This is a genomic window from Pseudomonas syringae (assembly GCF_021605415.1).
Lineage (GTDB): Bacteria > Pseudomonadota > Gammaproteobacteria > Pseudomonadales > Pseudomonadaceae > Aquipseudomonas > Aquipseudomonas syringae_S.
In genome coordinates this window covers 40,409-60,702 of record NZ_WKEQ01000013.1, presented here as the reverse complement: position 1 = coordinate 60,702, position 20,294 = coordinate 40,409, and the positions used below count along the sequence as shown (strand labels likewise).

Annotated in this window: 18 protein-coding genes; 6 read left to right on the top strand and 12 right to left on the bottom strand. The window is 60.6% G+C overall.

The genetic code is table 11. The features are described from left to right. Together GIW69_RS11745 and GIW69_RS11740 are read left to right on the top strand one after the other, a co-directional pair. On the top strand, positions 1 to 1,617 hold the full coding sequence (locus tag GIW69_RS11745) for a DUF2300 domain-containing protein (RefSeq protein ID WP_236482677.1): 1,617 nt from the start codon (positions 1 to 3) through the stop codon (positions 1,615 to 1,617). A 3-nt stretch (positions 1,618 to 1,620) separates the two neighbouring features. Then, positions 1,621 to 2,433, top strand: coding sequence for a DUF2135 domain-containing protein (locus tag GIW69_RS11740; RefSeq protein ID WP_236482676.1), 813 nt, complete (start codon positions 1,621 to 1,623; stop codon positions 2,431 to 2,433). Between the two features lie 714 nt (positions 2,434 to 3,147). Here the strand turns inward: GIW69_RS11740 and GIW69_RS11735 are convergent. The 9 genes from GIW69_RS11735 to exaC all read right to left on the bottom strand — a co-directional run bounded on the left by GIW69_RS11735 (position 3,148) and on the right by exaC (position 12,488). Beyond that, a complete protein-coding gene (locus tag GIW69_RS11735) occupies positions 3,148 to 3,894 on the bottom strand; it encodes a S24 family peptidase (RefSeq protein WP_236482674.1) in 747 nt (248 codons plus the stop codon). Between the two features lie 220 nt (positions 3,895 to 4,114). After that, positions 4,115 to 4,642: an inorganic diphosphatase gene (gene ppa, locus GIW69_RS11730; protein ID WP_003205933.1), complete on the bottom strand. Its 528-nt coding sequence runs from the start codon at positions 4,640 to 4,642 to the stop codon at positions 4,115 to 4,117. A gap of 112 nt (positions 4,643 to 4,754) precedes the next feature. Then, entirely contained in the window at positions 4,755 to 5,567 is an 813-nt protein-coding gene (locus GIW69_RS11725) for a M90 family metallopeptidase (RefSeq protein ID WP_236482673.1), read from the bottom strand. A 4-nt stretch (positions 5,568 to 5,571) separates the two neighbouring features. Further along, positions 5,572 to 6,228 (bottom strand): DedA family protein, encoded by a 657-nt coding sequence (locus tag GIW69_RS11720; protein WP_236482671.1) that lies wholly within the window; start codon positions 6,226 to 6,228, stop codon positions 5,572 to 5,574. A gap of 222 nt (positions 6,229 to 6,450) precedes the next feature. Further along, positions 6,451 to 6,912 (bottom strand): GNAT family N-acetyltransferase, encoded by a 462-nt coding sequence (locus GIW69_RS11715; protein WP_003228592.1) that lies wholly within the window; start codon positions 6,910 to 6,912, stop codon positions 6,451 to 6,453. A gap of 116 nt (positions 6,913 to 7,028) precedes the next feature. After that, positions 7,029 to 7,853, bottom strand: coding sequence for an ethanolamine ammonia-lyase subunit EutC (gene eutC, locus GIW69_RS11710; protein WP_236482669.1), 825 nt, complete (start codon positions 7,851 to 7,853; stop codon positions 7,029 to 7,031). 8 nt (positions 7,854 to 7,861) lie between these two features. Next, the gene (locus GIW69_RS11705; RefSeq protein WP_236482667.1) at positions 7,862 to 9,256 is read right to left on the bottom strand and encodes an ethanolamine ammonia-lyase subunit EutB; all 1,395 of its coding nucleotides are present in this window, start codon (positions 9,254 to 9,256) and stop codon (positions 7,862 to 7,864) included. Between the two features lie 114 nt (positions 9,257 to 9,370). Then, positions 9,371 to 10,741, bottom strand: coding sequence for an ethanolamine permease (gene eat, locus GIW69_RS11700; protein WP_236482666.1), 1,371 nt, complete (start codon positions 10,739 to 10,741; stop codon positions 9,371 to 9,373). Between the two features lie 226 nt (positions 10,742 to 10,967). After that, positions 10,968 to 12,488, bottom strand: coding sequence for an acetaldehyde dehydrogenase ExaC (gene exaC / locus GIW69_RS11695; RefSeq protein WP_236482664.1), 1,521 nt, complete (start codon positions 12,486 to 12,488; stop codon positions 10,968 to 10,970). 350 nt (positions 12,489 to 12,838) lie between these two features. Here exaC and GIW69_RS11690 point away from each other — a divergent pair, with 350 nt between their 5' ends. The 4 genes from GIW69_RS11690 (at position 12,839) to GIW69_RS11675 (ending at position 17,094) form a co-directional block, all read left to right on the top strand. Next, positions 12,839 to 14,770, top strand: coding sequence for a sigma-54-dependent Fis family transcriptional regulator (locus tag GIW69_RS11690; protein WP_236482662.1), 1,932 nt, complete (start codon positions 12,839 to 12,841; stop codon positions 14,768 to 14,770). 68 nt (positions 14,771 to 14,838) lie between these two features. Continuing rightward, entirely contained in the window at positions 14,839 to 16,188 is a 1,350-nt protein-coding gene (gene mpl, locus GIW69_RS11685) for a UDP-N-acetylmuramate:L-alanyl-gamma-D-glutamyl-meso-diaminopimelate ligase (protein ID WP_236482660.1), read from the top strand. Then, positions 16,185 to 16,817 carry a flavin prenyltransferase UbiX gene (gene ubiX, locus GIW69_RS11680; protein ID WP_236482658.1) on the top strand — a complete coding sequence of 211 codons (633 nt, stop codon included), beginning with the start codon at positions 16,185 to 16,187 and terminating at the stop codon, positions 16,815 to 16,817. Before mpl ends, ubiX begins: the two co-directional genes overlap by 4 nt. Beyond that, positions 16,810 to 17,094 (top strand): YceK/YidQ family lipoprotein, encoded by a 285-nt coding sequence (locus GIW69_RS11675; RefSeq protein ID WP_236482656.1) that lies wholly within the window; start codon positions 16,810 to 16,812, stop codon positions 17,092 to 17,094. The genes ubiX and GIW69_RS11675 overlap by 8 nt, the downstream gene beginning before the upstream one ends. A 134-nt stretch (positions 17,095 to 17,228) precedes the next feature. Here GIW69_RS11675 and GIW69_RS11670 read toward each other — a convergent pair whose 3' ends face one another. The 3 genes from GIW69_RS11670 to GIW69_RS11660 form a co-directional block, all read right to left on the bottom strand. Then, complete coding sequence (locus GIW69_RS11670; protein ID WP_236482654.1) at positions 17,229 to 17,870, bottom strand: oxidoreductase; 642 nt, start codon at positions 17,868 to 17,870, stop codon at positions 17,229 to 17,231. 27 nt (positions 17,871 to 17,897) lie between these two features. Next, positions 17,898 to 19,625 (bottom strand): C13 family peptidase, encoded by a 1,728-nt coding sequence (locus GIW69_RS11665; protein ID WP_236482652.1) that lies wholly within the window; start codon positions 19,623 to 19,625, stop codon positions 17,898 to 17,900. A 101-nt stretch (positions 19,626 to 19,726) separates the two neighbouring features. After that, complete coding sequence (locus GIW69_RS11660; protein ID WP_236482650.1) at positions 19,727 to 20,182, bottom strand: MaoC family dehydratase; 456 nt, start codon at positions 20,180 to 20,182, stop codon at positions 19,727 to 19,729. Positions 20,183 to 20,294: the final 112 nt, after the last annotated feature.

Genomic DNA, 20,294 nt, shown 5'->3' with positions numbered 1-20,294 from the left:
ATGAAGCGGCTGCTGGCGTGGCTGTTGTGCTTGACCCCTGCGCTGGCGACGGCGCAGGACGAGCCGCTGCGCCTGGCTTACAAGGGCGAATTGCTGTCGCTGAACCACTCGCAACTGATCGCCCGCGAGCCGTTGCAGAACAGTTTTCAGGCGCCGCTGGGCAGTTTGTGGAAGTTGTTTGTCTACGCCTGGCTGGTCGATACCGGCGCGCGGGAACCGGCGTATGCCTGTCGTGGGCAGTCGAAGGAAGAAGTGTATTGCTGCACAACGGGCGGCAAGATCGAGCGCGATCAGGCGTTGGTGAAATCCTGCGGTTTGTACTTCGAGCCTGTGCGACTGGGCATTGCCGCTACCGATTGGCGCACGTACTGGCAGGCGCGGCAAGCACCGTCATGGCTGCTGGATTTGCCGGCGATGCAACCAGCCACTCGCGTTTCAATCGCTGAGTTGCTCAACGTATTGGCGACGTTACCGGCGCAGGATCAGGCGCGCCGCGTATTGCTCGATGTCGTGCTGAGTGCGGCGGATGGCAACGTGGTCGGTGAATTGGGCGGACGGCTGCGGGTGAAAACCTGGAGCTGGCTGGCGGACCAGGATGCGCAATCGCGACAGGGCGGATTCGCCGGATGGACAACCGACGGCACGCCTTTATGGGCCGGTGGGCGCGGCACCAGTCAAACGGTTTTGCGCCATTACGGGCAGGCACTGGCGACGGTGCTGCCGGTGACCTGGCCGGCGGAGGCGGGGCGTTGCGTCGAGGTGGGACTGTTCTCACGCTATCCGCTGGCGCGGGTGTTGTCCGGCGATCAGGTGGTGAAATCCGGCCCGTTGCGCGGCGACTACCGCGTCGAATTCACCAATGGCAACGGCCTCGACATCCACAGCGACGGCGAACTGTTTCTGCTCGACGACAAACTTGTCGCCCGGGTCGATCGCGAAGAATACGTCGCCCGTGTCCTCGAGCGCGAAGCCAGGCCCGAACCGGCCGAAGCCGCCAAAGCCCTGGCCGTGGCGATCCGCACGTATCTGCTGCAAAACGCCACGCGCAACGGCGACTGCCTGAGCATCGAGGACAGCAGCACCCGCCAGCGAGTCGCGCCGCGCCCGGCCTCGGCGGCGTCGCGGGACATCGCGGCATGGACGGCGGATCTGGTGCTGGCCGGCAGCAACGTCACCTATCACTCCGATCTTCCGGGCCCGGACAAACTCGCCTGGCAGCAAGCGGTCGAACAGGCCAACGCCGGCCAGCGCTACGACGCGATTCTGCTGCACGCCTATCCGCGCGCGAGTCTCAGCCGTTGGGACAACCCGGTTGCCTCGTGCGAGGCCCTGCCCGCCGCGCAAGAATGGCTGCAAAGACAACGTCGCGGCTGGCGTCCTCGCCTTGAAAGCGAAACCGGCTACAACGAAGTCAGCACCTTCGCCGTCTGCAAACTCGCCTTCGGCCGGCCATTCGTCGACCGCGAACGCCAGCGCATCTACGTGCGCGGCGTGCTGACATTGCAGGATCGCCTCGACCTGACACACGAATACTTGCACCTGGCCTTCGAAGCACATCCCAACGGCCAGGATGAAACCTACATCGAAGGGCTCGCCCGCCACCTCTTGCTGGAATAGACCATGACACGCCGTTATCCACAGGTCTTGCTGTTGCTGTGCGCCATCACCGCCCTGTCGCCGACATTCGCCGCCGACGCGGTCAAAATCGACACCCCGGTCGGCGGCTGGCGAACCGGCGCGGCCCAGGGCGAAGGCGAAAGCTTTCGCCAGACCGTCAACTACCCGGCCAGCTCGGTCAACACCCCGGTCGGCCAGGCCAACACCGCCCGCATTCGCGGCCAGATCAGCGCCGCCCCCAAAAACAACGAACCCGGCCGACTGATCATCAACGGCGTCAGCATGCCCCTCAAAATCGACCCCGCCGGCCACTTCGACCGCCCGTTCTCCTTCCCCAACGGCAGCAACAGCGTCGAAGTCCGCAGCCCCGACGGCCAACAGCGCCACCGCACCCAATTCCTCAACACCAGCGGCGGCGCCACCCCACCCAAACTGCGCGTCCTCCTCGCCTGGGACAGCGACGGGACTGACCTCGACCTGCACGTCGTCACCCCCGACGGCGGCCACATCTGGTACGGCAACCGCATCGCTCAAAACGGCGGCGCCCTCGATGTCGATGTCACCACCGGCTACGGCCCGGAAATCTTCGCCATGCCGGCACCGATGAAGGGGCAGTATCTGGTCTATGTGAATTACTACGGCGGCGGGTATCGCAGTGATGACGAGGGCGGGGATGAAGCGGGGCAGGCGCTGACGACGGCGCAGATTACGGTGATTACCGAGGAAGGCACGCCGAGCGAGAAGATGGAAACGTTTGTGGTGCCGATGCGAACGGCGGGGGAGTTGACGTTGGTTAAGGGGTTTAGTTATCCGTGAGGGGACTCAAGCTAAAGATCGTTCAGAGTGAGCTTTACTCGTTGAGGAGCAGTGAGTCGTTCGATGGCTACTGAAATGAGTGCTTCGTCTGGTTCGCTGGGGGTTGCGTCTTCGGATACGGAGTTACCGAGATCGGAAACACTTCTTTTCGTCATTCGTGCTGATCTTGTCGGATGTCATTCAGAGCTGCCTCTGATAACGATTTCGATAATGCTCAGTCCACGTCCAAAAGGCTTATCTCTGGACGCAAGGTAATCGGACAAGCGTCTTTAGCACAACTCTCGTGTCCCATCGATGCATGTATGTAAGCCTATTGCCTGATATGCAGAAGCTGTCGTGTTGGGTGCGTGAGATGTGGCCAGTTTTCCAGCAGGCATTAAAAAGCCGGCTTGTGGCCGGCTTCTCGGGGACTGCTTTGGTTCGTTTTTGACGAACCGCTTCAGCCTTCAAAATGTACATCCGGATCTTGCGTCCGGCTGTGGGACTTGTTCAGACAGTGGTCTGCCGCGTCAGGCGTCATCTGGGCCGCGGGGCGGGTCGATGCGCAAATGTGGGGCGCAGGATACTGATTTTTGGTCGGGATTTACAGCCCGGAGTGCGGATTAGAGCGATCCGGGTGACTCAGGTTAGTGATTTGCGGTGGTCATTCGGGCCTCTTCGCTGGCAAGCCAGCTCCCACAGGGATTTATGTTGGTCTCGGAATACGGCCGTGTCTTAGAGAAACGGCACCACGGGCCGTCGCTTGCTCAGCGTCGAACAAAAGAAGACCCAGCCCAATATGTGAATCCTTTGCTCATCAATCTGTGCGGCGCGGAAGATTTCGTCCGGGTATTCGTTTCGGTTGTGGCTGCGCAGGCGCAGGGCGTTGCCAGGCATGCGGTGGAGGTATTTGATGCGCAGCATGCCGTCGTGTTCGATGGCGTATATTTCGCCGTCGATGACTTGGGTCAGGCCGCGGTCGATGGCGAGGATGGAGCCGTCTTCGATGCGTTCGGCCATGCTGTTGCCGATCATGTGCAAGCAAATGGCGTCGCCGTGTTTGATGTCCAGGGCGTCGAGGTGTTTGCGCGCCATGCGCAGTGTTTTGTCGGGGTCAAGGACGACGTGGGTTTTGTTGGGGCCGGCGCCGACAGAGGTTTCCTTGAAGAAGGGCAGGTCGATGTCGGCCGGGTCGATGACGGTGTAGTTGCCGCGCATGGCATGGGCGTCGATGGGGTTGCCGAATTCGTCGACGGCGACCATGCGCACGGCTTCTTTCTGGCCTTCTCCGGTTTTGAGCCACTCGCTGTTGACCGACAGGAGGCGCGCGACTTCCTCCATACGATAGGCGGGCACACCTCGGGTGTACCAGTTATGAACGTTTTGGGCTTCCGTGCCCCAGAACTTGGCGAAACCGGTGGTGCTGATCTTCGCTTCGTCCAGGAGAGCCCTGAACCGTGGACCGCTAGTGTTCTTTCTCATAAACACGGAGTCTACGGGCGTGCCAGAGCGGTTTGAATAAACCGGGTGTTCAAATCGGAATGGAAATTTGAGACGGGATGTAAGACGGTCTTTGTGAAACCTAAACGGTCGCTAATTCGCAAACCGCGCTTCTTCAACTTTGTGTTTAAAAAATAAATTCCAGGCAATAAAAAACCCCGGCTAACCGGGGTTTCATCAAGCAAACAGCGGGTCTGAGCGCTTAGCCTTTGTAGGCAGCGACTGACTTGGTGATCGCTTCGCGGGCGGCGTCTGCACCGGCCCAGCCTTCGATTTTCACCCATTTGCCTTTTTCGAGATCCTTGTAGTTCGCGAAGAAGTGCTCGATCTGCTGGATCAGCAGTGGCGGCAGGTCGGTGTATTCCTTCACATCGACGTACAGCTGGGACAGCTTGTCGTGTGGGACTGCGATGACTTTGGCATCGCCGCCGCCGTCGTCGGTCATGTTCAGGATGCCGACCGGACGGGCGCGGATGACCGAGCCTGGCGCAACCGGGTAAGGGGTCACGACCAGCACGTCGAGGGGATCACCGTCGTCGGCCAGGGTGTTCGGGATGTAACCGTAGTTGGCCGGGTAAAACATCGGGGTGGCCATGAAACGGTCAACGAACAGGCAATCGCTGTCTTTGTCGATTTCGTATTTGATCGGCGCGTGGTTGGCCGGGATCTCGATCGCGACGTAGATGTCGTTCGGCAGGTCTTTGCCAGCCGGAATCTTGCTGTAGCTCATTGGGCGTTGCCCCCGTAGTTGACCAAAAACACTTGGCCGGATTGACCAAAAAGTGGCGGCGATTATAGGCACATTCCGCTGCCGATGCCATGCACCGAAAGTCGTCCCGGCCTTAGTCGTGAGCCTGATAGACCGGGTCTTGCGCCTGAAGTTGCAACAACCGGGCAAGCGGATCCTGGCGGTAGAACAACTGCAATTGCGTGTACACCTGTGGATAGGCGGTTTGCAGCAGATCCGGGGCGCTGAAGAAGTATTCGCTGGTGACGGCAAAGAACTCGGCGGGGTTTTCCGCCGCATACGGGTCGATGGCGGTTTCGGCGTCGGGGTTGTGGTCGAGTTGGCGGTTAAGGTCGTCGTAGGCCGCCTGCATCACCTCGGCCCAATCGCTGACGCGCATGTCGGCGTGCAGCGGCGGCAGACCGTTGGCGTCACCGGTGAGCATGTCGAGCTTGTGCGCCAGTTCGTGGATGACCAGGTTGTAGCCTTCCCAGCCACCACTGGCCATCACGCCCGGCCAGGCGAGAATCACCGGCCCCTGTTGCCAGGCTTCACCGCTGTGTTCGCCGTCCCATTCGTGCTCGACGCCGCTGGCATCGCGGTGGCGCTGAGGGCTGAGGAAGTCGTCGGGGTAGAGGACGATTTCATGAAAGCCCTGATACCAGTTCAAGTCGCCCAGATACATCAGCGGCAATTGCGCCTGGGCGGCGAGCAGCAGGCGTTGTTCCTGATGAAGCTCGACGCCGGGCAGGGCGCTCAGGTGTTTTTCTTCGAGAAACAGGACGCAGGCTTCACGCAGCCAATGGTCTTCAGCGGCACTGATGCCGTCGAGAAAGCTCAGGTGATGGCGCACCCGTTGCCAGAGGTCGTCGGCAATCGGGTGCTTGGCCAAGAGGCGCCGGCGACGCCAGGCGCTCAGTGACCACATGGGTTCAGCGCGATTCGGCTTTGGAGCTGGAGCCGCCGAAACGGCTGCGCACGACGCCGATGATCATCGGCACCAGCGACAGCAGGATGATGCCGACGACGAGCAGCGACAGGTTTTTCTTGATAAACGGTACGTTGCCGAAGAAGTAACCCAGTGTCACCAGACCGCCGACCCACAAAATGGTGCCGAGAATGCTGAAGCCGAAGAAGCGCGGGTAAGGCATCTTCGCCACACCGGCCACGAACGGGGCGAAGGTACGGACGATCGGCAGAAAGCGCGCCAGCGTCACGGTTTTGCCGCCGTGCTTGTCGTAGAAGTCGTGGGTTTGTTGCAGGTAATCGCGACGGAAAATCTTCGAGTTCGGATTGCTGAAGAGCTTTTCGCCGGCCGTTCGTCCGATCACATAGTTGGTGCTGTCACCGAGAATCGCCGCGAGCATCAGCAGCCCCGCCAGCAACACCGGATCCATACCGCCACCGGCCGCCACGGCGCCCGCGATGAACAGCAGGGAATCACCCGGCAGGAACGGCATCACCACCAGACCGGTTTCGCAGAAGATCACCAGAAACAGGATGGCGTAGATCCATGGCCCGTAGTTATTCACCAGCAAATCGAGGTACACGTCGAGATGCAGAATGAGGTCGAGCGGGTTGAAATCCATGGGTGGCACCTGTGTGTCGGCCCGACTCGGCAGGCCTGTGCGGATGACTTCGCGAAAGCCTACAGAGAGGAGTAGTTTTTCTTACAAGCCGGAAAGGTCGGCATTATACGGTTTGAACGTTGGAAAGCGTGTTGGTTTTGTAGCGGGGAATGTCGGGTGTGAGGAATTGTCAGTGAAGAGCGAAAGATCGCAGCCCACCACTGGCTGCGATCCTTTAAAAGCTTACAACTCGTCGCTGATCGGCAACACGTAGTTCTTGAACTCGGTGTCTTCCTTGAAGCCGATGGATTCGTAGGTTTTCTGCGCCACTTCATTGTTGCTGCTGGTCGAGACGCGCATGCGCACGGCCTGGGTTTCCTTGGCCATTTTTTTTGCAGTGCGTATCAGGTTGTCGGCCACGAGCTGGCGACGGGCGTCTTCGGCGACATAGATGTCGTTGAGGATCCATACACGTTTGAGCGAAAGCGAAGAGAAGCTTGGGTACAACTGACAGAAGCCCATGAGTTTTTTGTCGTCATCGTCGGCAAGGGCCAGATAGATGACGGATTCCTTGCGCCGCAGGCGTTTTTCAAGAAATGCCCGAGACGAGTCCGGATAGGGCAAGGAACCATAGAACTCGCGGTATTTGACGAACAACGGGGTCAGTAAATCCAGGTGTTCCAGGGTCGCTTGAATAATCCGCATGCTAGGTCTCGTCCTTCAAGTGGCTGTCTTCACGTGCGCTGACGGCGATGGGAAACCCGGGCGGCCGTGCGTCGATCCTGCCTGAAACCGCCGCCGAAACGCAATGCGGAAACGCTTCAGGTTGTGGGCGGATCCAGTAGGAAATTTCCTTTCATGTCTACACCGTCGTCCGATTCAAGCGTCTGAACCTCTGCTTCGTCCTTCAGACTGACCCCCGAGAGCTGCCGCCGACAGGCTTCACGCATGAGGTACAGCAAGCGGTGAGCCGCCATGCCGTAACTGAGGCCTTCGAGCCGCACGTTGGAAATGCAGTTGCGGTGGGCATCGGTGAGCCCGACCTTCGGATTGTAGGTGAAATACAGACCCAGACTGTCCGGCGAACTGAGGCCGGGGCGCTCTCCGATCAGCATGACAACCATTTTGGCGCCGAGCAGTTCGCCGATTTCATCACCGATGGCCACGCGGCCCTGTTCCACAAGAATGACGGGCGCCACCGACCAGTCATCCGTGCCCATTTGTTCTTCCAGCCGCGTGAGAAAGGGCAAGGTGTGGCGATGTACCGCCAACGCCGACAAACCATCAGCGACGACAATGGCCAAGTCGACGCCGCCCGAATGGGCCAACGCATATTCACGTAATGCTTGCGCCGAGTCATCGCTGAGCTTGCGCCCCAGATCCGGGCGTTGCAGGTAGCTGTTGCGATCCACCGCAGCGCTGTGCAGCAGCAGGGTTTCACGCCCGCGTTCGCTCAGTTGTGCGCCGAGCCCGGCATGATCGAACGGCAGGTGTACCGCGTCCCGCGCCTGGGCGTGGGCAAGCTGGAAATCCAGCTGTGCGCTCGTCGGCAGGCTGGTGCCGGTGCGGCCCAAGGCAATGCGCGCCGGAGTCAGGCGGCGCAGTGCCAGCCAGGGATTTTGTGGGTCGATGGGCGGTTTATCCATATGCTCGTTTATCCCAAGTGCGCCAGCGCCTGGCGGAAGGCCGGTGGCAGGTTGTCGCCGAAGCGAATTTTGCCGTCCGCTTGCGTGAAGATGCCCATGTTCGCCAGCCATTGCTCGAACTCCGGCGCCGGTTTCAGGCCCAGGGTCTGGCGTGCATACAGCGCGTCGTGGAATGAGGTGGTCTGGTAATTGAGCATGATGTCGTCGGAGCCGGGGATGCCCATGATGAAGTTGATCCCCGCGACGCCGAGCAGCGTCAGCAGGGTGTCCATGTCGTCCTGATCGGCTTCGGCGTGGTTGGTGTAGCAGATGTCGCAACCCATCGGCACGCCGAGAAGTTTGCCGCAGAAGTGGTCTTCGAGGCCGGCGCGAATGATCTGTTTGCCGTTGTAGAGGTATTCCGGGCCGATAAATCCTACAACGGTGTTCACCAGGAACGGCTTGAAATGTCGCGCCACGGCGTAGGCCCGCGCCTCGCAGGTCTGTTGATCGACGCCATGATGGGCGTTGGCCGACAGCGCGCTGCCCTGGCCGGTTTCGAAATACATCAGGTTCTGCCCGAGGGTGCCGCGTTTCAGGCTCAGCCCGGCGTCATAGCCTTCCTGCAAGAGGTTCAGGTTGATGCCGAAGCTGGCGTTGGCCGCCTCGGTGCCGGCGATCGACTGAAACACCAGATCCAGCGGCACGCCCCGGTTGGCAGCTTCTATAGAGGTGGTGACGTGGGTCAGCACGCAGGCCTGGGTCGGGATGTCGTAGCGCTGGATGATCGCGTCGAGCATTTCCAGCATCGCGCAGATCGACGCGGTGCTGTCGGTGGCCGGATTGATGCCGATCATCGCGTCGCCGTTGCCGTACAGCAGGCCGTCGAGAATGCTCGCGGCGATGCCGGCCGGGTCGTCGGTCGGGTGATTCGGTTGCAGACGTGTCGACAGGCGCCCGCGCAATCCGAGGGTGCCGCGAAACCGGGTGACCACGCGGATTTTCTGCGCGACCAGCACCAGATCCTGCACGCGCATGATCTTCGACACGGCGGCGGCCATTTCCGGGGTCAGGCCGGGCGCGAGGCTGCGCAGGCTGATTTCGTCGGCGGCATCGCTGAGTAGCCAGTCACGAAAGCCGCCGACGGTGAGATGGCTGACCGCAGCGAAAGCCTGTTTGTCGTGACTGTCGAGGATCAGGCGGGTGACTTCATCGGATTCGTAAGGAATCAGCGCTTCCTGTAAAAAATGCGTGAGCGGAATGTCGGCCAGCGCCATTTGCGCGGCCACACGCTCGCCATCGTTGAGCGCGGCGACACCGGCCAGAAAGTCCCCGGAGCGCGCGGGACTGGCCTTGGCCATGACGGCCTTGAGGCTGTCGAAGCGATAAGTCTGGGCGCCGACAGAATGGGCAAATGCAGCCATGGGGCTAAATTCTCCTGAATACCAAACAGATCAACCCTACCCTATAGGAGCTGCCGCAGCCTCGTTTCACTCGTCAGCTCCTACATGGGGCGTGTGCACTTCAATGTGGCAAGGTTAAATACCTGAAAGCATAGCGTCGGCCGGGGCATTGGCCCGTTGCTTGGCGGTCAGCTGGAAATACAGATACCCGGCCGCCATGAACCCGAGGAATACGCAACCGATCAGCGGGTTGAACCAGGCCATCGCCACCAGACACACCACCGCCAGAAACAGCGCAATCGCTGGCACCACCGGATAGCCTGGCGCGCGGAAGGTGCGCTCCAGGTCAGGCTCGGTTTTGCGCAAGCGGAACAGGCTGAGCATGCTGATGATGTACATCACGATGGCGCCGAACACCGACATGGTGATCATCGCCGCCGTCAGGGTCATGCCCTGCAGATTGACCAGGCCGTCGCTGTAGATCGCCGCAATGCCGACCACGCCACCGGCGAGAATCGCCCGGTGAGGCGTCTGGAAACGCGACAGTTTCGCCAATCCTTTGGGCAGATAACCGGCACGCGCCAGCGCAAAGAACTGCCGAGAATAGCCCAGAATGATCCCGTGAAAACTCGCCACCAGCCCGAACAGGCCGATCCACACCAGCATGTGCATCCATGTCGAGTTGCTGCCGACCACGGCTTTCATCGCCTGTGGCAGCGGGTCGTTGATGTTCGACAGTTGCCGCCAGTCGCCGACACCGCCGGCCATGACCATCACACCGATGGCGAGGAACACCAGGGTCAGAATGCCGCTGACGTAGGCCTTGGGAATCGTACGTTTCGGATCCTTGGCTTCCTCGGCTGCCATGGCCGCGCCTTCGATGGCCAGGAAGAACCAGATCGCGAAGGGGATCGCCGCAAAGATCCCGGGAATCGAGCCCAGGGTGAACTCGTTGGCACCCGACCAGCCGTTGAGCACGAAGTTGCTGAAGCTGAAACCCGGCGCGACCACGCCCATGAACACCAGCAACTCAGCGACTGCGAGCACAGTGACGACCAGTTCGAAGGTCGCGGCGATGCTGACGCCGAGGATGTTGAGGGTCATGAAGATGAAATACGCGCCGACCGCTGCCAGTTTCGGGTCAAGCTCCGGAAACTGCACGTTGAGGTAGGCGCCGATGGCCATGGCGATGGCCGGCGGTGCAAAGACAAATTCGATCAGGGTGGCGATCCCGGCGATCAATCCGCCTTTCTCGCCGAAAGCCCGCCGGCTGTAGGCAAACGGCCCGCCAGCGTGGGGAATCGCGGTAGTCAATTCGGTGAAACTGAAGATAAAACACGTGTACATGGTCGCGACCATCAGCGCCGTGACCAAAAAGCCTAGTGTGCCTGCGGTGCCCCAGCCGTAACTCCAGCCGAAGTACTCGCCGGAAATCACCAGGCCGACGGCAATGCCCCATAAATGCAGGGTGCCGAGTGTGGGTTTGAGCTGTGTGGTGGTTGTCATAAGTCCTCGCTGTCTTTTTTATTGTTCGATTTTTTGGACTTTCGGATGGAGCGGTTGGGGTGGATGGGTGCTGTTCACGCAGCGGCAGATTGTGGATTTCGGGTACGCAAAGGCCGTGCCAGAGCGGCCAGACCATTGGGTTGTGTCATTGAGGGCGCCATCGCTGGCAAGCCAGCGATGGCTATTAAAAGGGCAACACAGGATTAACTGCATCGCCCCAGAGGTTTTAGAAGAAGCCCAACGGATTAATGTCGTAGCTCACCAGCAGGTTTTTGGTCTGCTGATAGTGATCGAGCATCATCTTGTGGGTTTCACGACCGACGCCGGACTTCTTGTACCCGCCGAACGCGGCATGCGCCGGATACAGGTGGTAGCAGTTGGTCCACACGCGACCGGCCTTGATCGCGCGGCCCATGCGGTAGGCGCGGTTGATGTCGCGGGTCCACAGGCCGGCGCCGAGGCCGAATTCGGTGTCGTTGGCGATGGCCAGGGCTTCGGCTTCGTCCTTGAAAGTGGTGATGCTCACCACCGGGCCAAAGATTTCTTCCTGGAACACGCGCATTTTGTTGGTGCCTTTAAGCAGGGTCGGCTGGATGTAATAGCCGGTCGACAGGCTGCCCTCGAGTTTCTCTACCTTGCCGCCAGTCAACAGCTCGGCGCCTTCGCCCTTGGCGATTTCCAGGTACGAAAGGATTTTGTCGAATTGCTGCTCGGAGGCCTGGGCACCGACCATGGTGTCGGTGTCGAGCGGGTCGCCACGCTTGATCTGCATGACCTTCTTCATCACCACTTGCATGAATTCGTCGTAAATCGATTCCTGAACCAGCGCACGGGAAGGGCAGGTGCAGACTTCGCCCTGATTGAAGAACGCCAGCACCAGACCTTCGGCGGCTTTCTCAATGAACGTCGGCTCGGCCTGCATGATGTCTTCGAAGAAGATGTTCGGCGATTTGCCACCCAGCTCCACGGTGGACGGAATGATGTTCTCGGCGGCGCACTTCATGATGTGCGAGCCGACCGGGGTCGAGCCGGTGAAGGCAATCTTGGCGATGCGTTTGCTGGTGGCCAGGGCTTCGCCGGCTTCTTTGCCGAACCCTTGCACGACGTTGAGCACGCCCGGCGGCAGCAGGTCGCCGATCAGTTCCATCAGCACGGTGATGCCCAATGGGGTTTGCTCGGCAGGTTTAAGCACCACGCAGTTACCGGCAGCCAGTGCTGGCGCGAGTTTCCATGCGGCCATCAGAATCGGGAAATTCCACGGGATGATCTGGCCGACCACGCCCAGTGGTTCATGAATGTGATAGGCAACGGTGTTGCCGTCGATTTCGGCTGCGCTGCCTTCCTGAGCGCGCAGGCAGCCGGCAAAGTAGCGGAAATGGTCGGCAGCCAGCGGGATGTCGGCGTTGAGGGTTTCGCGGATGGCTTTGCCGTTGTCCCAGGTTTCAGTGATCGCCAGCAGTTCGAGGTTCTGTTCGATGCGGTCGGCGATTTTCAGCAGCGTCAGCGAGCGTGCCTGCGCGGAGGTTGTGCCCCAGGCGTCGGCGGCGGCATGGGCGGCGTCCAGCGCCTTGTCGATGTCTTCGGCGGTGGAGCGGGGGAATTCGGCAATCGCTTCGCCATTCACTGGCGAAGTGGTAGTGAAGTACTGACCTTTGACAGGCGCGACGAACTCGCCGCCGATGTAGTTACCGTATTTGCTCTTGAACGAGACTTTGGCGCCTTCAGTACCGGGGTGAGCGTAACGCATGATGAATGTCTCCTTGGCTTTTGTGCTTATAAGGGAGTGGCGCAAGTGCGCTTGCTATAAGCTTAGAGCAAAGGTCGGGCCACTGCCTTGCAGGGCTGGTAAATCAAGGTCTTGAGGAATTTTTGTCGGACGGGCGGAGTGCGGCTGTCGCGTAATCGGTACAGCTTGGGTGACAGTTTGTACCGTATCCGCCACAGCCTGTGACCGGGTGGTCTTGCCAGCATTGCAATGCGTCGACGGCTGGAGGATGCTCGGCACTCAAATGAACTGATGGCCCAGGAAAACCCGGTTCATGCAGGAGCTGCCGAAGGCTGCGGCAGCTCCGGCAGTGGGGGGGAGAACAATAAGAAATGCACGACAACCATTTGAGTCGCCATGCCCAACAGGTTCTCACCACCACCCAGGGCAAGCCGCACCTGCATGGCCCCGGGGCGGATCCGTCGATTGCCCGGTCGTGGCTGCGGTGTCTGGAGGATTACCACCTCGACCCGGCGCTGGCCATCGCCCCGACCGTGCTCGACCACGGACGCGTCCTCGAAAGTCGTGAACGCTTGCAACAGGTATTGCAGATCGCCGGCAATGAAATGAGCAGCCTGCATCAACAGCTGTCCGGCGCTGGTCATGCAGTGCTGTTGACCGATGCGCGCGGGGTGATCCTCAACTGCGTCACCGCTCCCGCCGAGCGCAAGATTTTCGAACGCGCCGGCCTTTGGCTCGGTGCCGACTGGAGCGAAGCGTGCGAGGGCACCAACGGCATCGGCACCTGTCTGGTGGAGCGTCAGGCGCTGACCATCCATCAGGACGAACACTTTCGCGGCCGCCACACTGGCCTGACCTGTTCGGCGAGCCCGGTGTTCGACCCGCACGGCGAGTTGCTCGCGGTGCTCGACGTGTCCTCGGCGCGGCATGATGTGTCGCGCCAGAGCCAGTTCCACACTATGGCGCTGGTCAACCTTTCGGCGAAGATGATCGAAAGCTGTTATTTCCTGCGCTGCTTCGATAACCAATGGTTGCTGCGTTTTCATCTGCAAGCCGAATCCGTCGGCCTGTTCAGTGAGGGTTTGCTGGCGTTCGACGGGGAAGGGCGGATCAGTGCGGTCAACCAGAGCGCACTGAACCTGCTCGGGCACTTTCGCGGCGGATTGCTGGGCAAACCGGTCGAGGCGTTTTTCGATTGCTCCCTGGATGACTTACTTGGTCGGGCCAGCGCCAATGCCAGCGCCAGTTGGCCGCTGCGCACCCGCGACGGTCGGCACTTGTTTGCTGTGTTGCGCGGTGAAGCGCGTCGACCCTCGCCGATTCAGCCGGCACGTTTACCGGTCGCCGCCGAAGCGCCGCGTCTGCCGGGGATTTGCCTGGATGACCCCGAACTGCAGGCCGACTTCCGCAAAGCCCTGCGCGTGTTCGAGCGTGACGTGCCGCTGCTGATCAATGGCGAAACCGGTTCCGGCAAGGAAGCCTTCGCCAAAGCCGTGCACAATGCCAGCCAAAGGTCAGGCAAAGCCTTCGTCGCCCTCAATTGCGCGGCGATTCCCGAAAGCCTGATCGAGAGCGAGCTGTTCGGCTATCGCGGCGGCAGCTTCACCGGTGCGCGCAAGGACGGCATGCGCGGCAAGCTGCAGCAGGCCGACGGCGGCACATTGTTCCTTGATGAAATCGGCGACATGCCGCTGGCCCTGCAGACCCGATTGTTGCGGGTATTGGAAGATCGGCAAGTGGTGCCGATCGGCGGCGAGCCTGAAGCGGTCAACGTGCGCATCATCAGCGCGACCCACCGTCATTTGCTGGGGCGCGTCGAGGACGGCAGTTTCCGCGAAGACCTTTATTACCGGCTCAACGGGCTGGAAGTGGCATTGCCGGCATTGCGTGAGCGTGCAGACAAATCGCAGCTGCTGGATTTTCTGCTGGCCGAAGAGGCGGGTGGCGAGACGCTGGTGATTGACGAAGCGGCGCGTCAGGCATTGCTGGCGTTCAGTTGGCCCGGCAACGTGCGGCAGTTGCGCAATGTGTTGCGTACGTTGGCGGCGTTGTGTGACGGCGGGGTGATTGGGCTGGAGGATTTGCCGGTAATGATTCGTCAGGCGCGGCCGGTCGTTGCGCAAGTTGCTGCGTCTGAACATCCGCTGGAAGATGCCGAGCGCTCAGCGCTGCTCGATGCGCTGGAGCAGACGCGGTGGCACATGACCCATACCGCCAATCAACTGGGCGTCAGCCGCAATACCCTCTATAGAAAACTGCGCAAGCACGGAATCACCCGTACCGCTCCTACAGGGATTGTGTGAGACACACCTAAAGAGTGCGATTTTCCCCTCCCTACGCTAACCTGCGGCCATGTTTTACGAGGTCGACTATGCACATTCATATTCTGGGTATCTGCGGGACTTTCATGGGCTCGATGGCGGTTTTGGCCAAAGAGCTGGGCCATCACGTCACCGGCTCCGACGCCAATGTCTATCCGCCGATGAGCACGCAACTTGAAGCCCAAGGCATTGAGCTGACGCAGGGTTACGACCCGGCGCAACTGGATCCCGCGCCGGATCTTGTTGTGATCGGCAATGCCATGTCCCGTGGCAACCCGGCGGTGGAATACGTGCTGAACAAAGGCCTGCCGTACGTCTCCGGCCCGCAATGGCTGGCCGATCATGTACTGCAAGGTCGCTGGGTGCTCGCCGTCGCGGGCACTCACGGCAAGACCACCACCAGCAGCATGCTTGCCTGGGTGCTGGAACACGCCGGTATGAGCCCGGGTTTCCTGATCGGTGGCGTGCCGCAGAATTTCTCGGTGTCCGCGCGTCTGGGCGGCACCCCGTTCTTTGTGATCGAGGCTGACGAGTACGACAGTGCCTTCTTCGACAAGCGTTCGAAGTTCGTTCATTACCGTCCGCGCACCGCAATCCTGAACAATCTTGAGTTCGATCACGCCGATATCTTCCCCGATCTGCCGGCCATCGAGCGGCAATTCCACCACTTGGTGCGCACCATTCCAAGCGAAGGCCTGGTCATCCATCCGACCACCGAGCCTGCCTTGCAACGAGTGATCGAGATGGGTTGCTGGACGCCGGTACAGACCACGGGCGCCGGCGGTCAATGGCAGGTCAAGTTGCTCAGCGAAGACGGTTCGGCATTTGAAGTGATGTTCGAGGGCGTTTCCCAAGGCACCGTCGAGTGGGATCTGACCGGTCAGCACAACGTCGCCAACGCCCTGGCCGCGTTGGCCGCTGCACGTCATGTTGGCGTCGTGCCATCGTTGGGTATTGCCGGGTTGAGCGCGTTCAAGAACGTCAAACGCCGCATGGAAAAAGTCGCCGAAGTACGCGGCATCACCATCTACGACGACTTTGCGCACCACCCGACCGCCATCGCCACCACCCTTGATGGGCTGCGCAAACGCATCGGCGATGCACCGCTGATCGCGATCATCGAGCCGCGTTCCAACTCCATGAAACTCGGCGCGCACCGTGACGGTTTGCCGGAAAGTGTGGTCGATGCCGATCAGGTGATCTGGTACGCCCCGGCCAACCTCGGCTGGGATCTGGCCGGCACCGCCGCGCTGTGCACCGTGCCGTCGATTGTCAGCGATTCCCTTGAAGGCATCATCGAGCGCGTGAAGAGCCAGGCCCAGCCCGGCACTCATGTGGTGATCATGAGCAACGGCGGTTTCGGCGGCCTGCACGGCAAACTTGCCGAGGCGCTGCAATGAACAACGGCCCGGAACGCATCACGCTGGCGATGACCGGCGCGTCCGGCGCCCAGTATGGCTTGCGCCTGCTCGATTGCCTGGTGCGCGAAGATCGCGAAGTGCACTTCCTGATTTCCAAAGCCGCGCAGTTGGTGATGGCGACCGAGACCGACGTCTCGCTGCCGCCCAAACCTCAGATGATGCAGGCGTTCCTCACCGAGTACACCGGGGCCGCCGCCGGGCAGATCCGCGTGTATGGCAAGGAGGACTGGATGTCGCCGGTAGCCTCGGGTTCCGGGGCGCCAGCCGCGATGGTGGTGGTGCCCTGTTCCACGGGCACGCTGTCGGCGATTGCGACCGGTGCCTGCAATAACTTGATCGAGCGGGCCGCCGATGTGACGTTGAAGGAACGCCGCCAGTTGATTCTGGTGCCGCGCGAAGCGCCGTATTCGAGCATTCATCTGGAACACATGCTCAAGCTGTCGAACATGGGCGTGACCATCCTGCCGGCCTCGCCCGGGTTTTATAACCAGCCGCAGACCATTGATGATTTGATCGATTTCGTCGTGGCGCGGATTCTCAATCTGCTCGGCATTCCCCAGGACATGCTGCCGCGTTGGGGCGAGCACCATTTGAGCAGCGATGAATAAACTGCTGGCGATGGTGCTGGCGCTGCAACTGACCGGTTGCGCCACGGCGCGCACCCTCGACGCGGCGAAACCCGGCGCGCCGGTGGTGTATGCCGGGACGCGGCTGGATCTGTATGCGATGAATGGCGGCTGTTGCGCGATGGATCGGTTCGGCGCTGAAGCGCCGAGTTATCCCGGAGTGGATCTGCCGGCCAGTGCGCTGCTGGATACGCTGTTGTTGCCTTTGTCGTTATTGACGGTGATCGGCGTGAGTTTTCAGGCGACCGGGGGATTGTAAGGGAGTGCTGCGCACTCCATCGCCAGCAGGCTGGCTCCTACAAAGGGGCGGGGTTGTACGCTTAAAGTTTGTTCACTCACAAATCCTGTGGGGGCTGGCTTGCCAGCGATGGCGCCAGCCCGGGCGGCATCCATCTATTTACCCAATTTGCGCAAATCATCCGACTCGATCACCCGTACCCCATCCTGTTCTTCCAGCGCCAGACGCCACATTGCGCGGGCCAGTTGGCAGGCTTCGATGCCGCGATATTTGCCGGGAATCAATTTCGACAAGGGCCCGGCGACCTGTTCGGCCAAGCGCGGCTCGGTGCGTTCGCCCAACAGCAGTGACGGCCGGCAAATGGTCAACTGCGGCCAGTCCTGAGCGCGTAGCGCCTGCTCCATCTCACCTTTGACGCGGTTATAGAAAATCGAGGATTTCGGATCGGCGCCTATCGCGCTGATGACGATCAGGTGCCGTGCGCCCATTTCCCGCGCGCGCTTGGCGAACGCCACGACCATGTCCAGATCCACAGCGCGGAACGCTGCTTCCGAGCCGGCCTGTTTGATCGTAGTGCCGAGGCAGCAATAGGCGATGTCGACGCGGCCATCGAGCTGCGGCAGAAACACCTGTGGATCACCCACCGGGTTTTCCAGGTGCGGATGTTCGGCCAGCGGCCGGCGTGAAGGCGCCAGAACACGAGTGATGGTCGGCTCGTTGAGCAGCCGGTCGAGTAGATGTTCCCCGGTCAGCCCCGTGGCTCCGGCAAGCAATACATGCTGAGGCGTCAAGTACATAGTGTCTCTCCCTTGATACTGTTCAGCTTAGTTGCTCTTTATCGTCCCGTCGTTCAACGCGGCACTTTGCAAAGCTTTTCGAGCTTGTTGTTTGCGCAACAATTGCCAGTGTGACAACACGGTTTTTGACGCCCAGATTTGTGGCTCCGAGGCCTCGAAGCCGTCCGCCAGCTCTCGCTCGGCGACGGTGGCCCTGGCCAGTTTGAAGGCTTGCTCCAGATCGTCGGTCTGATTCAGCGCCTGGGCGAACAGAGCGTCGCCGAAGTAAGTGAAGTTGGCTTCTTCCGAGCAACCAAAGGACACGCGGTCGGCGCGCGAAGCGGTCATGATCAGCGTGCGTTCGTCCTTCAGCGCCGGGATAAAGCCCCCGGAATAGCACGAGGAAATCACGATAACCTTGTCGCGGTTTTTCAGCGGCGCCAGCACGGCGGCGAGTTCGTCGGCGGGCAGGTCGGCCAGTTCCATGCGCGGCTGGTCGAGCACCAGTTCATGTTCGGCGGTGCCGTGGCTGGTCAGGTAGATGAACAGCAAGTCTTCAGGGCCGCTGCGCTCGGCCAGCGCGAGCGCTGCACGACGCAAATTCTCGCGGGTGGCCATCGGCCGGTCGCCGAGGTGATCGCGATGGTTGACCAGACGAATCTGGCCATAGGCGCCGAAACGGCTGGCGAGCATGTTGGCGACGAAGTCGGATTCGCGCAGGAACACGCTTTGCTTGCCATCGCCGCCGAGGGTCAATGTGTACAACTCCACCGCAGGCGTCGAGGCCGGCAGGCTGGCCAATGCGTCTTCGAGTAGATGACCTTGGGCCAGCAGCCCGATCTCGAGGGTGTCGGGGAGTAATTTGCCGTCGGCGTCACGCACGCGCTGGCCATTGATCCAGGTGCCGCTGAGCACGGTGCCTTCGGTCAACACCAAGGTGCCGCGTCCCGAATAGGTGTCGTTGTCGAATCCGCCGACATAGAAGCTGCCATCGGCCAGGTTCAAACGGCCCTGGCCGCTGAAACGCCAGTCCGTGAACGAGCCGATGTAATGGCTGCCGTCAGCGCCAATCAGTTCGCCTTTGCCGGTCAGTGCGCCTTCCTTGAACTGGCCGAGCCAGACATCGCCGTCAGCGTTTTCGTAGCGCCCCTTGCCGTGCAGTTGATTGTTCTTGAAACCGCCTACATAAATGTCGCCGTCGGCGCTGTTGAACGTGCCGTTGCCTTCCAGTTGGCCGTTGACGAAATGCCCGGTGAAAGAATTGCCGCTGGCATCGCCACGCTGGCCTTCACCATTGGGTTTGCCGTGGGCGAACTGGCCTTGATACGAGCTGCCGTCATCAAGTTCGAGGCGGCCAAGTCCGGAATATTGGTCAGCCTTGAATTCGCCACGATACCTCATGGCGTTTTCTTTGAGGGTGCCTTCGCCGTCGCGCCGACCGAGCTTGAAGCCGCCGGTGTAGCTGCTGCCGGGTGTGGTCAGCGTGCCCTGGCCGTCGAACAACCCCTGCTGGAACTGCCCGCGATAGACCTCGCCATTGCTGCCGTGCCATTCGCCCTGACCGTGCCATTGCCCCTTGTCGAACTGCCCGGCGTACCAACTGCCGTTGGGATAATCGACGCGGCCCTGGCCTTGCAGCAAGCCGTCGACCAGTTCTCCGCGATAACGTCCGCCGTCGGGCAGGCGCGCGTCCGGGGGCAACAGCGATTCGCCGTCGCCGCACGCGGTGAGCAAAAGGGACAGGGCAATGGGAGCAAGGGCGGCGAGTGAGCGCATAGCGGGATCCGGGCAATTAGGCGACCGAGTATGCCGCAGCTATGCGTCGCATATATAGAGAGCTGATGCGAAACAGCGTGCGCCGCTTCGCATCCAGAGGCTTAAACGAAGCAGAGCGACAGCGGTTCGGCGATATAGGCCGGTTTGTCCGAGCCTTCGATCTCAAGCGTGGCGGTGGCTTTGAGCAGCCATTGGCCGGGTTTCTTCTCAGTCACTTCATTCATGTCGACCTTGAGCCGCACTTTGGAATTGACCTTGACCGGTTGAATGAAACGTACGCTGTCCAGGCCATAGTTGACGACCATCTTCACGCCCTCGGGCAGGATCAGGATGTCTTCCATCAATTTCGGCATCAGCGACAACGACAGAAAGCCATGGGCGATGGTGCTGCCAAACGGGGTTTGCGCGGCTTTGACCGGGTCGACATGGATGAACTGATAATCACCGGTGGCTTCGGCGAACAGGTTGATGCGTTCCTGATCGATGGTGAGCCATTCGGAACGTCCGAGTTCCTTGCCGACATAATCTTTGAGCTCTGCAACGGGAACATAGGGCATTGAGACTCTCCTTGGGTTCATCGGTTTTATAGTTTTTGAGTGGACGGATTCGTCCATCCTGCGAACCACTGTAGATCAACATGGCGATTTGCTCCGGTCAACCGACCATGCT

What these genes read in the sequence shown, in the direction of transcription:
- GIW69_RS11705 (WP_236482667.1), bottom strand. Translation starts at nt 9,256, where the DNA reads ATGGCTGCATTTGCCCATTCTGTCGGCGCCCAGACTTATCGCTTCGAC.
- mpl (WP_236482660.1), top strand. Translation starts at nt 14,839, where the DNA reads ATGCACATTCATATTCTGGGTATCTGCGGGACTTTCATGGGCTCGATG.
- eat (WP_236482666.1), bottom strand. Translation starts at nt 10,741, where the DNA reads ATGACAACCACCACACAGCTCAAACCCACACTCGGCACCCTGCATTTA.
- GIW69_RS11715 (WP_003228592.1), bottom strand. Translation starts at nt 6,912, where the DNA reads ATGCGGATTATTCAAGCGACCCTGGAACACCTGGATTTACTGACCCCG.
- GIW69_RS11720 (WP_236482671.1), bottom strand. Translation starts at nt 6,228, where the DNA reads ATGGATTTCAACCCGCTCGACCTCATTCTGCATCTCGACGTGTACCTC.
- GIW69_RS11690 (WP_236482662.1), top strand. Translation starts at nt 12,839, where the DNA reads ATGCACGACAACCATTTGAGTCGCCATGCCCAACAGGTTCTCACCACC.
- GIW69_RS11670 (WP_236482654.1), bottom strand. Translation starts at nt 17,870, where the DNA reads ATGTACTTGACGCCTCAGCATGTATTGCTTGCCGGAGCCACGGGGCTG.
- ppa (WP_003205933.1), bottom strand. Translation starts at nt 4,642, where the DNA reads ATGAGCTACAGCAAGATTCCGGCTGGCAAAGACCTGCCGAACGACATC.
- GIW69_RS11740 (WP_236482676.1), top strand. Translation starts at nt 1,621, where the DNA reads ATGACACGCCGTTATCCACAGGTCTTGCTGTTGCTGTGCGCCATCACC.
- GIW69_RS11725 (WP_236482673.1), bottom strand. Translation starts at nt 5,567, where the DNA reads ATGTGGTCACTGAGCGCCTGGCGTCGCCGGCGCCTCTTGGCCAAGCAC.
- GIW69_RS11660 (WP_236482650.1), bottom strand. Translation starts at nt 20,182, where the DNA reads ATGCCCTATGTTCCCGTTGCAGAGCTCAAAGATTATGTCGGCAAGGAA.
- exaC (WP_236482664.1), bottom strand. Translation starts at nt 12,488, where the DNA reads ATGCGTTACGCTCACCCCGGTACTGAAGGCGCCAAAGTCTCGTTCAAG.
- eutC (WP_236482669.1), bottom strand. Translation starts at nt 7,853, where the DNA reads ATGGATAAACCGCCCATCGACCCACAAAATCCCTGGCTGGCACTGCGC.
- GIW69_RS11675 (WP_236482656.1), top strand. Translation starts at nt 16,810, where the DNA reads ATGAATAAACTGCTGGCGATGGTGCTGGCGCTGCAACTGACCGGTTGC.
- GIW69_RS11745 (WP_236482677.1), top strand. Translation starts at nt 1, where the DNA reads ATGAAGCGGCTGCTGGCGTGGCTGTTGTGCTTGACCCCTGCGCTGGCG.
- GIW69_RS11665 (WP_236482652.1), bottom strand. Translation starts at nt 19,625, where the DNA reads ATGCGCTCACTCGCCGCCCTTGCTCCCATTGCCCTGTCCCTTTTGCTC.
- GIW69_RS11735 (WP_236482674.1), bottom strand. Translation starts at nt 3,894, where the DNA reads ATGAGAAAGAACACTAGCGGTCCACGGTTCAGGGCTCTCCTGGACGAA.
- ubiX (WP_236482658.1), top strand. Translation starts at nt 16,185, where the DNA reads ATGAACAACGGCCCGGAACGCATCACGCTGGCGATGACCGGCGCGTCC.